Here is a 10,482-nt window from a genome sequence, read left to right as displayed (position 1 = left end):
AATTTTGTGTATAAGTTGCACATACGAGGATTTGTACTTAATGGTTTTGACTTCAATAAGTTGCTAAAAATCAACGATATGTGCAACTTTTTGTATATCATTATAGCTACATTTTAATTCCGCCAACGGGTATACCTAAAATTCTACAAGTCTGCATTACTTGAAATCCATCTTGATAGGGGAAAAGCGCTATCATGTATTCCAAATTCCGCTAAGGCATAATAATTGTATATATGAGCTTCTCGTATATAATCAATCATAGCTCATTTAACGGGTACAAAACAATTAACCTCGCCCAACTTATTTTTCATAACGAGCGTATCCTTGCGAAATGAAATGTGTTGTACGATAGTGTTCCCCCAATAGTCTAGGGACATACTATCGCCTGCAAACTGATAAGATATCGCCACAATAGGATCTTCATCAATATAATACAAACTATCCTTATCGATTTGGAACACAGCAACCTCATCACCACATGCCGCCCAAGTACCAAATAATCGGGACTGCAGACTCTGTTGAGGCGAAGAGGCCATGCAAGACAGCATAATAAAAGCTGCTATTGAAATAAAACATTTTTTTTCCATATTTGGATACTTTATATAATATATATAATGCAATTATTACGTGAATTCAACAAGCAAGTGCAAATTTACTTAATTTGTTCGTAAAAGCACTTCTGTGGTGTTTTAAATTCTAATTTCTTTTTTGGTCTCATGTTATTTTTCTTTGTATACTTTGTAATTTGTTGATGGCTGACATGTTCAAATGTTTCTGTTTTTGACACGTATTGTCTAATCAGTCCGTTAGTATTTTCTATAGCGCCCTTCTGCCATGAAGCGTATGGATCGGTAAAATAGATGTTGACACCAAGGCTTTTGCCTATCATTTCGTGGCAAGCAAATTCAGTACCGTTGTCCGTTGTAATAGACTTGATATGCTCTTTGAATGGAGACAGCAAATGTATTACAGTGCGTGCCAGCTCTTTGGCATTCTTCCCCTTTTTGAGTTTTCTCATAAATAGCATGTTTGTGCTGCGCTCAATCTGTGTCACAATGACCCCATGATTTCCTTTTCCAACAATCGTGTACATCTCGAAGTCGCCAAAGCGCTTTCCGTCAACTTCAGTAGGTCTCTCACTGATGCTTGTTCTATTGGGTATGGATATGCGTCTGCCACCAACAAGCCTGGCGCGATGCTTTAGCTTGTGACGACAGTGTTTGTATAGTGTTCCACCTTCAGCCTTGTCCTTACGTATCATACGGTATATGGTTTCATGACTAATATGCTTGCCGTTCTTGGCCAACACACCAGATATTTGTTCAGGAGACCATTGCTCGGTAACAAGAAGGCGCTTTGCCTCTTCCAGGACATCCTTGTTGATTGAATGATTGCCTGGCTTTTTACGCTTTGTTTGTACTGCATTTGTTTGGGCTGTTTCCCAATTATAGCGTCCTCTGACTCCACTATTACGTCTTATCTCACGAGACACTCTACTTGCATTTATCGCTTTGGCAATCTCTTTTTGTTTCGTTCTGTTTTGGAGTAGTACAGAAATTGTGTACCTTTGCTCCGAGGTTAATTGTTTGTACATTGCAATGCAAAATTAATTAATCTTTGGGAGACGGAGGTCTCCCTTTTTTATTTTTAAGCATTGCTTGTTGATTTTCCACTCATGGGGGCTGCTCGCCCCCAAACCCCTCGGTGTTTTCTGGTATAGATTATTAAGCTAAACCTACACTCAGAATTGCAGTTCTATGTTGAACTTGCGGTATGTTTTATAAGCTCTATATCGTTCTTTTGATGTTCGTTTTCTACTTGATAATAGTTTGTATTCCGTCTTTCAAAAGCCTTTGAAAGGGATTTTTACGATTCAGTCCCTTACCTGCGATCTGTTTATCATGTTATTTGCTTACGTGGAATATAATATTATCTTTGCTGCTTTTTGTGAGGTGTTTAAATCCATGGAATTATGAAAAAGACACTTCCTACCTTGATCGTTCTTGCATTGTGTATTATTGTCGAGCAGATTGCCTGTGTTTGTAACGCAGGTATAGCGGGCTACACAAAGTTGTAAAGACACACAAGATGCCGACAAGAAAATAAAACATGGTAGGAAACAACTCTAAAACAAGAATTCTGGAAACATGGTGTGGACTTATTGACAATGCACTATACACAACCTCTATTTGCTTATCAAGTAATTATTCTTTACAAAACACACATTCCACAACCACTCCTTTTAGACGAGCAAACGGCAAAAACCGATATAAAACACACTAAAAAGAGAAATTTCAGGGTTCGTACAAGGGCATATTTCGAGCCTTATTTTGCAAAATACTATGAGTTTGCTTCTCTATTTATTGAAATTCTTCGGCGGATTGGTGTTTTCAACGATGCAAAAACGAGAACTTAAATGTGCGAAACTGTCGATAAAATGCAGCAAAACATCTCGCAATATGCAGCAAAACGCAGTGCTAAGTGGTGCTAAACGCAGTGCTATTTGCTGCGAAACGCGAGGTAAAATGCTGCAAAACGCAATTTTTAAAGCAGGAAAAGACATACCTAGCGCGTTGTTAATCGAATAAAACTACTGACTTACAGCGTGTTATCTAAATTTCAACAAAATATAATTCAAAGCAGTTTGATGTGCGTTTATTTATGCACAGCACTTCCTGTTATTCGGAAATTAAAGAGTATTTATACTGTTTATAATATAAACATCGGTAAATCAGCCTTTTACAGACTTAAGAAATACGCGCATTTATTCGCCCATCGCCCAGATTTTTTGCAACGAAGGCACTCACAATGTTAAAATTCAGTACAAATATTTTACACTTCATAGCGTTAACCATACAATAGCTGTACCCAAACGAGCGAATAAGCCAAGTTGTACGCCCCTCAGAGGTTAGACTGTTTACACCGATTTATAGTGCTTTTCATCGCCCACAGTTCGTCTTTCGTTGATTTGGTGGTTTATAACCAGTAGATTTCTCTTGTCGTAGAAAGTTAAGTTGCCCCCGCAAACATCGCAGCAGATTTCAGCAGACATAAAAAAGGCGGACTTTATAAGCCTGCAACAAGTGCAAGTTATAAAATCCGCCTTTGATAGAAAAGGTATGGTGATGCGAACACAATGGTTCGCCATCACTATTAAGGCATAAAAGCCATGTCTTGTAATATCTCGCTAAGTGTGGGATGCGTGTGAACAATTTCGCCCAACTGTGAAAGTGTTGCGCCAAAGTTCATCAGTACAGCCACCTCTTGTGCGATAAACGCAGCGTTCTCGCCATAGAGATGACAACCCAGGATGCGGTCGTTCTCGTCGGTCATCAACTTAATCATGCCTTCGGTGGCGTTGCCTGCATGGGCTTTACCATTAGAGCGATAATATCCCTTGCGGCATTTGTAAGCAATGCCCTGCTCCTTGCATTGGTCTTCGCTCAATCCCACGCTGCCCACTTCGGGATGCGTGAAGATGGCCGCAGGCACAATGTTGAACAAAATGCGGTCGGCATGTCCCACAATGTGGTTAACAGCCCTGAAACCTTGGAACGTAGCTGCATGCGCCAACATCTGTTTACCGTTCACATCGCCAATGGCATACACGCCAGGAACATTTGTTTGCATGTTCTCGTCAACGGTTATGCCAGCCTTAGTGTTGGCAATTTCGGTGTTTTCTAAGCCCAGCGAGCCTACATTTGCCGCACGTCCCGTGGCCATGAGCACCAGTTCGGCATCGGCAAAGGCGTCTTTGCCTTTCTTTTGATAGTGCACGCGCAGGACGTTGCCCTCCAGTTGTTCAATCTTGGTTACGCCCGATTGCAGCGCAAACTGCACACCGCGCTGTTCTAACTGCTTGCGAAGACGTTTAGCAATGTCGCTATCAAGGGCAGGAAGGCATTCTTTAAGAAATTCAACCACCGTTACTTCGCAACCAAAACTGCGATAGATGCTGGCAAATTCCATACCAATAACACCCGCACCAATGATGCACAGACTGTGTGGAACATGGTCAAGGCAGAGCAGTTCGGTAGAAGTTATCACGCCCTTGAGTTGCGCGCCCTCAACCGGCAGCACCTTAGCCGACGAGCCAGAAGCGATAATAATATTATCGGCCGTGTATTCTTCGCCGTTGCACACCACCGTTTTGTTGGCAGTAAAGCGAGCTTCGCCCCTTACAAAGGTGATACCAGGCATAGCCATGAGCTGCTCAATGCCTTGGCGCAACTTCTCGGTAACTTCCTCTTTACGAGCAACAACAGCCTGCATATCAATATCAAAGGCAGCATTTTCAAGTTTTACGCCATATTGAGCAGCCTCTCTCACGGTGTCGGCCACTTCAGCATGTTTGCAAAGCGTCTTAGTAGGGATGCATCCGCTGTTAAGACAAGTACCTCCCGGCTGGTCTTTCTCAAACACAGCCACAGTTAGGCCCTTGCGTGCTGCATGTTCGGCAGTGCGATAGCCACCTGGTCCACTACCGATAATCAAGATATCAAACTTGTTCATCTAGGCTTTGTTTATAGGTGGTTATAGGTTGTTTGGCAGCCAGCACATCGTCAACGCGCCCGATAGGCGTGTTCAAAGGAGCATCTTTGAGACGTTGTGGGTCGGTTTCTGCATATTTAGCAATGAGCCTCATCACCTCAATAAAGCTGTCGATAGTGGTTTTGCTTTCGGTTTCTGTGGGTTCTATCATCATTGCCTCGTGGAAAAGCAAGGGGAAATAGATGGTTGGGGCATGATAGCCAAAGTCTAACAGAGCCTTAGCCACGTCCATTGTGCGTATGCCAGTATCTTTGTTTTTAAGACCATCAAACACAAATTCGTGTTTGCAGAGTACATCGATGGGCAGGTCGTACACATCTTTGAGCGACTCTTTGATGTAGTTGGCGTTCAAGGTAGCCAGTTTTCCCACATTCTTAAGATTTTCTTTACCCAGCGTTAGGATGTAAGTTAGGGCACGCATCAGCACGGCAAAGTTGCCGAAGAAGGTGCCCACATTCATCGTTGGCGCATCGGGTGCAAAGCCAAAAGCATTTTCTACAATCTCGTAGCGTTCGCCATTGCGCACCACATGTGGCGAGGGCAGGAATTGTTCCAAGCCTTTACGCACGCCAACAGGGCCTGCACCAGGACCGCCACCGCCGTGAGGCGTTGAGAAAGTTTTGTGTAGATTGATGTGCATCACGTCGAAACCCATGTCGCCAGGGCGGCATTCGCCCAGCAAGGGGTTAAGGTTAGCCCCATCGTAGTACATCAGTCCGCCACAATCGTGTACCATTTTGGTAATGGCGGGTATGTCTTTCTCGAACAATCCCAAGGTATTGGGGTTGGTCATCATCATGGCAGCCACGTCGTCGCCCAGCAATTGTTTCAGATGTTCGGTGTCGACAGTGCCCTCGGGGGTGCTTTTCACCTCCACAACATCCAGTCCGCACACGGCGGCCGAAGCAGGATTGGTACCATGAGCCGAGTCGGGAACAATCACTTTGATGCGTTTCGTATCGTTGTTTGCCTGATGATAGGCGCGTATAACCATCAAACCCGTGAACTCACCCTGTGCGCCAGCAAAGGGATTGAGGGTAAACTCGTGCAAACCCGATATTTCGGAGAGTGCCCTTTGCAGTTGATACAGTGCGGCCAACGCGCCTTGGCAGGTGTCGGCAGGCTGTGCAGGGTGCAAACCAGCGAAGGCTGGCATACCCGCAACCTCTTCGTTGATAACGGGATTATACTTCATTGTGCAGCTACCCAAGGGATAGAAGCCGTTGTCTACGCCGAAGTTGTTGCCACTGTGGTTGGTGTAATGTCTCACAACGGTTACTTCGTCGCATTCGGGCAGTTGCGCATCGTTGGCCCTTTTCAGTTCATTAGTTATAGGATAGTTCCCGAAAGGGTTGTCTGGCAAGTGAAAGCCGCGGCATCCAGGTCGCGAAAGCTCGAATATCAGTTTGCCATATAGTTTGTTATTCATCTTGTTTTCGGGTTTATTGGGTTACTAAACTTACCAGAAGGTCAACCTCTTCTTTGGTTCTTTTCTCTGTTACGGCCAGCATCAGCATATCATCGGCCATCTTAATTCCGCCCAAAATGCCGTTGTCGAGCAAACGTTGTTGCAGTTGGTCGAGGTCTCCGCCAACATATTTTACGCAGAATTCGTTGAAGAAAGGCTGACTGAATGCAGGTTTAAACTTACCCGATTGGATGAGTTTGTCGTATAGATAGTGTGCACCATCCACCGACCTTTGCGCGGCTTCTTTCACACCCTCTTTACCCATCACGCTGAGATAGATGGTTGCCCACAATGCCATCAAGCTTTGGTTAGAACAGATATTCGACGTAGCTTTTTCGCGGCGGATGTGCTGTTCGCGTGCTTGCAAGGTGAGAACGAAGACGCGTTGTCCGCGGTTGTCTCGTGTTTGGCCCACAATTCGTCCTGGCATTTTGCGCATAAGCTTCTCGGTACAGCATAGATAGCCCACCGAAGGACCGCCGAATTGCATGGGCAAGCCCAGCGACTGGCCATCTCCCACAGCTATATCGGCCCCCAATTCGCCCGGCGATTTAAGCAAAGCGAGGTCGGCCGCAACACTGTTCATAACGAAGAGCGCCTTTTGTTGGTGGCAGTCATCAGCAAAGCCATCATAGTTTTCAATGATGCCGTACTTATTAGGTTGCTGCACAATCATGCCAGCCACGCCCCCTTGTTGCAATTTTTCTTGCATGGCGGTGCGCGATGTGATGCCGTCTTCGGCAGGAACCACCTCAATTTGCACGCCTTGAAAATGGGTATAGGTGCGTATTACGGCCAAAATTTTGTCGTCGACGGTTTCGGAAACCAACACCTTATTGGCTTTTTTGCCCGATGCAACAGCCATAATAGCCGCTTCGGCAGTGGCAGTGCTACCATCGTACATCGACGCATTGGCAATGGGAAGGCCAGTAAGTTCGGCCATCATGCTTTGAAATTCGAAGATGTAATGCAGTGTGCCTTGCGATATTTCGGCCTGATAAGGCGTGTAGCTAGTGAGAAACTCGGAGCGCGAAACGAGGTATGGCACGATAGACGGCGTGTAATGGTCGTACACACCGCCACCAGCAAACACCGTTAGCTGCTTGTTTTGTTTACCCAAGTTACCAAAGAGATTTCTTATTTCTATTTCGCTCTTTGCACTGGGCAGGTCGTAGTCGCGTCGGAAGCGTATTTCTTCGGGTACCTCAGCAAAGAGTGCATCTAGCGAAGGCACACCAATTTTATCAAGCATCAGCTTGATATCTTCTTCCGTATGCGGAAAAAACTTATATTGCATAGCGTTAGGATTATTGGGGGCTTACTTGTTGCAGAACGCCTCGTAAGCTTTGGCGTCCATCAGATTGTCCAATTCGGTTGTGTCGGCCAGTTTCACCTTCATAATCCAGTTTGCAAATGCGTCCTTATTAATCAGTTCGGGTTCGTCTTCGAGCGCCTCATTGGTTTCTACCACCACACCGCTAACAGGCGAAGTGAGGTCGCTAGCAGCCTTAACGCTTTCTACTGCGCCGAAATCTTCGCCAGCTTCAATCTCGTCGTCCACTTCGGGAAGGTCAACATATACCACATTTCCCAATGCGTTTTGCGCATAGTCGGTGATGCCAATGTATGCAAATTCTCCCTCTACACGTACATATTCGTGCGACTCGCTATAATAGAGTCCTTCAATAAATTTTGCCATAGTGTTGTATTTTAAGTTTTTTAGTTATTGAGTTTTTGGAAAGGAGTTGAGGGGGATGATAAAGGAGTTTAAGGAGTTAAGCCAAATGCTTAATTGCAGAGCGGACGGAAATCCTTGTCAATTCGTTAACTGGTAAACCAGTCAACTTGTAAACTGGTCAACTCGTAAACTGGTCAACTCGTCAACTGCCCAACTTGTCAACTCGTCAGCTCGCCAACTCGTCAACTGGTTAACTCGTTAACAGGTTAACTTGTCAACTAATAAGACATACCACTCCCCTCTCCCCTTGGAGAGGGGTTGGGGGTGAGGCCTTATCAACCCATCAACTTGATGATTTACTTCTTATAATGCTTATCGTAAAAGCGTTTCTTCACCACAGTTCCAGGGAACGTTTTCTTTCGAATTTGTATTTCGAGTTCGTTGCCCAGCTTAGCGTATTGGCTATCAACGAGAGCCATACACACGCTCTTGTCTACCGAGATGCAGTGGTATCCAGTGGTTACTTCGCCCACTTTAACGCCGTCTTTCACCACGTCGTAGCCGTGTCTAGGTATGGCTTTATCTTTCAGTTCAATGCCCACCACTTTCTTTTCTACGCCGTCGGCCTTTTGTTTTGCCACAGCCTCTTTGCCGATAAACTCTTCTTTATCGAGTTTACAGAACATGCTAAAGCCAGCCATTACAGGCGAAATATCGTTGCTAAGTTCGTCGCCGTAGAGTGGCAAGCCCACTTCGAAGCGCAGGGTGTCGCGACAACCCAGACCGCAAGGCACGCAGCGTTTGCTTGCCATCAGCTTATCCCACTGTTCGACGATAAATTCGTGTGGCCCATAAATTTCAAAACCGTCTTCTCCGGTGTATCCAGTGCGGCTCACAACGATATTGCGCCCCTCTTGTGCAATGGTCTTAGCGGTATAAAACTCTAGTTCTTTGCAAGCCAATCCCAGCACTTCTTCCATCACTTGTTCGGCTTCAGGACCCTGAACAGCCAATTGTGCGTAGTAATCCGAGCAGTGGTCTATGGCCACATCATAGCCTTCGGCATTCTGTCTCATCCAATCCACGTCCTTATCGATGTTTGCGGCATTGATAACGAGGAAGAATTCGTTTTCGCCAAGCTTATAAACCAACAAGTCGTCTACCGTTCCCCCATTGGGATAAAGCATCATTCCGTAGAACACTTTTCCATCAGGAGCGCCAGCGATGTCGTTGGTAAAGATGTGGTTTACGTATTTTTCGGCATCGTTTCCCGTGATATAAACTTCGCCCATGTGCGACACATCAAACACGCCGCAATGGTTGCGCACTGCGTTATGTTCGTCGGTAATAGACGAATACTGTATGGGCATATCGTAGCCCGCAAAAGGTTGCATCAGTGCACCTAGTGCAACGTGCCTGTCGTGTAGGCAAGTCTTCTTATATTCCATGTTGTTTAGGACGTTTATATGATAAGTTTGATAAAGTCTTCCTTGCTCAGGTTCATGATGATATCGTCTACCCTATCGGGTAAAGCTTGCCTAATGGCCTCTTCGGTGTAGGGGATGTTCTTGAGTTTGGCCAACAATCGGTTGTCGATGTCGCCCGTTAAAAAGAAGTCGCCCATGATGTTCACCTGCTTCACGATATTATTTTTCATCTCAATTCTCACCTCAAACTCTCCCACATTCTCAATTCTTTTTTTCTTAATCGAGGTATATCGTGGATTGTTTCCGTAGATAAATTCGGGTGTTAGATATTCTTTTTCTATCTCTTCAATGGCCAGCACATCGTCTAGGCTTAGTTTGTGCGTTTGGTTACAAAGTTCTTGGCGCACAAAGTTCTTGAATTGAGGCAACGTGATATTGGTGTGGTCTTTGAGTAAGGCTATATGTTGCCTCACGCTTTGCACGCCTTTGCTCACCAATTTAGCGTTTGTGGGTGTGATACTGCCCACCATGTGCTGCATATTGGTGTCGTAGAGCATTGTTCCATGCACGATACTTCGTCCTGGAACGTGATAGAAAGCCGTGCCCGAGACCTTTTTTCCGTGAATCAGGATATCGTTTCGCCCACTTGCTTCGGCCTCAACACCCAGTTTTCTCAACGTATTTGTCACCATTGTGAGGTAACGACAGAAGGTGAGACTCACGTTATCGTCTTTCGTTATGTAGGAAAACATCACGTTACTCATATCAGCATAGACACATCCGCCTCCGCTTTTACGCCTGAATGCTTGAATGTTATGCTTTCTACAGTAGTCTAGGTTCACCTCGTTTTCTATGAGTTGGTTTCTCCCAAACAACACCGTAGGTTCCACCTGCCACATAAAAAAGCATTCGTCAAGGTCGAGTTTTCGAGCCACAAATTCCTCCATGGCCAGGTAAAACGTGATTTGTCGTGTGTGGTTGATAGGCAATTCAATGTATATCATCTGTGGTAGTGTAGCAATTTAGGTGACTTAGGTTTGTATTCTTTCGGCTTTTGCCGTTGGGTTAGTGCGCACCTGCGATGCGCTTTGTGCTCGGTTGGCTGCTTGGTTCACGGCATCTGCTGTTGCGCCTTCCGGTGTTCGATGGCAAAAGTACAACAAAATTGACAGAACAACGAAACTTTTTGGGGGCTATTCTGCGCCCATCCCTAAAGATTTAACATTTTATTAGTGTTCCTTCACACTATCCACCAACGTAGCGAACTAAGCTATTTTGGCTTGTTGACGTGTTAATGTGTTAGCAGGTTACAACTTTTCGGTTTTGTATCTTCCACAGATTACAAGTTGAAAGATTTA

The 10,482-nt window shown here is 45.1% G+C and carries 8 protein-coding genes and 1 pseudogene; all 9 read right to left on the bottom strand.

Annotated features, from left to right (window positions below; all coding sequences use genetic code 11):
• Window positions 1-101, bottom strand: a pseudogene (locus QME03_RS11860) (IS982 family transposase); the annotation flags it as partial.
• A gap of 162 nt (window positions 102-263) precedes the next feature.
• Window positions 264-587 (bottom strand): hypothetical protein, encoded by a 324-nt coding sequence (locus QME03_RS09130; RefSeq protein WP_274947570.1) that lies wholly within the window; start codon window positions 585-587, stop codon window positions 264-266.
• 65 nt (window positions 588-652) lie between these two features.
• The gene (locus tag QME03_RS09125; protein WP_274947569.1) at window positions 653-1,594 is read right to left on the bottom strand and encodes an IS30 family transposase; all 942 of its coding nucleotides are present in this window, start codon (window positions 1,592-1,594) and stop codon (window positions 653-655) included.
• A 1,559-nt stretch (window positions 1,595-3,153) separates the two neighbouring features.
• Window positions 3,154-4,512 carry a dihydrolipoyl dehydrogenase gene (gene lpdA / locus QME03_RS09120; protein ID WP_281724174.1) on the bottom strand — a complete coding sequence of 453 codons (1,359 nt, stop codon included), beginning with the start codon at window positions 4,510-4,512 and terminating at the stop codon, window positions 3,154-3,156.
• On the bottom strand, window positions 4,499-5,980 hold the full coding sequence (gene gcvPB / locus QME03_RS09115) for an aminomethyl-transferring glycine dehydrogenase subunit GcvPB (RefSeq protein ID WP_281724173.1): 1,482 nt from the start codon (window positions 5,978-5,980) through the stop codon (window positions 4,499-4,501). The genes lpdA and gcvPB overlap by 14 nt, the downstream gene beginning before the upstream one ends.
• A 13-nt stretch (window positions 5,981-5,993) precedes the next feature.
• Window positions 5,994-7,316: an aminomethyl-transferring glycine dehydrogenase subunit GcvPA gene (gcvPA, locus tag QME03_RS09110; RefSeq protein ID WP_273148229.1), complete on the bottom strand. Its 1,323-nt coding sequence runs from the start codon at window positions 7,314-7,316 to the stop codon at window positions 5,994-5,996.
• Window positions 7,317-7,337: 21 nt separating this feature from the next.
• Complete coding sequence (gene gcvH / locus QME03_RS09105) at window positions 7,338-7,718, bottom strand: glycine cleavage system protein GcvH (protein ID WP_070721380.1); 381 nt, start codon at window positions 7,716-7,718, stop codon at window positions 7,338-7,340.
• A gap of 335 nt (window positions 7,719-8,053) precedes the next feature.
• Window positions 8,054-9,145, bottom strand: a complete 1,092-nt coding sequence (gcvT, locus tag QME03_RS09100) for a glycine cleavage system aminomethyltransferase GcvT (protein WP_025815556.1) — start codon at window positions 9,143-9,145, stop codon at window positions 8,054-8,056.
• Between the two features lie 14 nt (window positions 9,146-9,159).
• Window positions 9,160-10,128, bottom strand: coding sequence for a lipoate--protein ligase (locus tag QME03_RS09095; RefSeq protein ID WP_281724172.1), 969 nt, complete (start codon window positions 10,126-10,128; stop codon window positions 9,160-9,162).
• Between the last annotated feature and the right edge of the window lie 354 nt (window positions 10,129-10,482).

It is taken from the genome of Hoylesella shahii (genome assembly GCF_937990675.1).
In the GTDB taxonomy this organism is placed as follows: Bacteria; Bacteroidota; Bacteroidia; order Bacteroidales; family Bacteroidaceae; genus Prevotella; species Prevotella shahii.
Note: the sequence above shows the minus strand (reverse complement) of the source record. Positions and strands in the feature narration are given on the sequence as shown.

Excerpts from the sequence above, each read along its gene's own strand:
- QME03_RS09130 (WP_274947570.1), bottom strand. The coding sequence starts at position 587 with ATGGAAAAAAAATGTTTTATTTCAATAGCAGCTTTTATTATGCTGTCT.
- QME03_RS09125 (WP_274947569.1), bottom strand. The coding sequence starts at position 1,594 with ATGTACAAACAATTAACCTCGGAGCAAAGGTACACAATTTCTGTACTA.
- lpdA (WP_281724174.1), bottom strand. The coding sequence starts at position 4,512 with ATGAACAAGTTTGATATCTTGATTATCGGTAGTGGACCAGGTGGCTAT.
- gcvPB (WP_281724173.1), bottom strand. The coding sequence starts at position 5,980 with ATGAATAACAAACTATATGGCAAACTGATATTCGAGCTTTCGCGACCT.
- gcvPA (WP_273148229.1), bottom strand. The coding sequence starts at position 7,316 with ATGCAATATAAGTTTTTTCCGCATACGGAAGAAGATATCAAGCTGATG.
- gcvH (WP_070721380.1), bottom strand. The coding sequence starts at position 7,718 with ATGGCAAAATTTATTGAAGGACTCTATTATAGCGAGTCGCACGAATAT.
- gcvT (WP_025815556.1), bottom strand. The coding sequence starts at position 9,145 with ATGGAATATAAGAAGACTTGCCTACACGACAGGCACGTTGCACTAGGT.
- QME03_RS09095 (WP_281724172.1), bottom strand. The coding sequence starts at position 10,128 with ATGATATACATTGAATTGCCTATCAACCACACACGACAAATCACGTTT.